Consider the following 1,350-nt stretch of genomic DNA (forward strand, 5'->3'; position numbering starts at 1 on the left):
TGCGGTTGCCAGCACGGCAATGCGGCAAAATTTATGGGCGCTGTGATTGCGAGTAGGCAGTGCGGCGGCGGGATGCGATTGAACGTGTGTAAAAGTTTGCCGGTGTCGAGTTACCGGTTTGTCAGCGCGCAGTAAGCTAGCTAGATGATGCGAGGCGGAATGACAGTGCGCAAAACGGTGGCTTTTGCGTCGTTAAATCGCGCTACCAATTTTAGTCGGAATTTTGAGAATTACGCGAATAAAACTTTGGCTAAGATTTGCAAAATACTGCAAATGCGGCGTTTTATTCTAAGCCGCCTTTGCCGCTTATCTAAATTTAAGAGGTAAAAATATAAACTTCAATATTCATAGCCTAGAAAAATAGAATTCCTAACGCTGTGTAAATTTTCTCCGCTGGAGTTTGAAACGCACAGATTGGGCGCTATCGCCGACCGCGATGCAGCCGTGTAAATTTCCTCCGCTGGAGTTTGAAACCTGACAAAGGTGACACTATTGTCGGCATAAATCAAGTTTAAATTTCCTCCGCTGGAGTTTGAAACTTTCAACGTTGCGGCGAAAAACTGCGAGCTAGCTTTAGTGCAAATTTACTCCGATGGAGTTTGAAACGAATATGCATTGATACGCGCTCTGCCGCGCTCGTCGTGTAAATTTCCTCCACTGGAGTTTGAAAGGGGAATTTCGAGGATATAAGCCTTGCCGAAGCTAGAGTAAATTTACTCAACTGGAGTTTGAAACCTACGAATTTCAAACCTTAAGCCCATAAAAATCGGAGTTTTAAGTACTGCTGCATTTTACTGCGCCTTGATTTGTGCCCCGTCTGATAAAATTTATGCTAAAAAAATACATTATTGACGATTCCAGCTTGGATCTTAGTGGATTTAAATTTTTGTCGTGTTTTTAAAATCAATCATATTGAATCCAAAGCCCGGTTGTCTATGAATTTTAAATTTGCGGGCGCCAAAAAGTAAATTATATCGGTGTTTTGCCCTAGCTCTCGATATAGGTTTTTAGTTTGCGGCCGATCTTTGGGTGTTTTAGCTTTTTGATCGCCGAGCTTTCGATCTGGCGGACGCGCTCGCGAGTGATGTTGAGCTCCTTGCCGATCTCTTCAAGCGTGCGGTCGCTCTCGTCGTCAAGCAGTCCGAATCGCATGCGGATCACCGTGCGCTCGCGGTCATTGAGCTGTTCTAAAATATCGTCGATCTGCTCTTTGAGGTCGGATTTTAAAATTTGTTCAATCGGCGAAACCGAGCTTTTGTCCTCGACGAAATCGCCGAATTTGCCGTCTCCTCGAAGGGGATCTTCGGCTCCAGAGTCACGATCTGCACCTCTACGGTGGCGGGGATCATG

At 45.3% G+C, this 1,350-nt stretch carries 1 protein-coding gene; it reads right to left on the reverse strand.

Translation table 11 applies throughout. The features are described from left to right. Positions 1–987: 987 nt before the first annotated feature. Positions 988–1,350: sigma-70 family RNA polymerase sigma factor (locus Q0277_RS06790; RefSeq protein WP_297996739.1), on the reverse strand; the 363-nt coding region annotated here is incomplete at its 5' end.

It is taken from the genome of uncultured Campylobacter sp. (genome assembly GCF_938030815.1).
Lineage (GTDB): Bacteria > Campylobacterota > Campylobacteria > Campylobacterales > Campylobacteraceae > Campylobacter_B.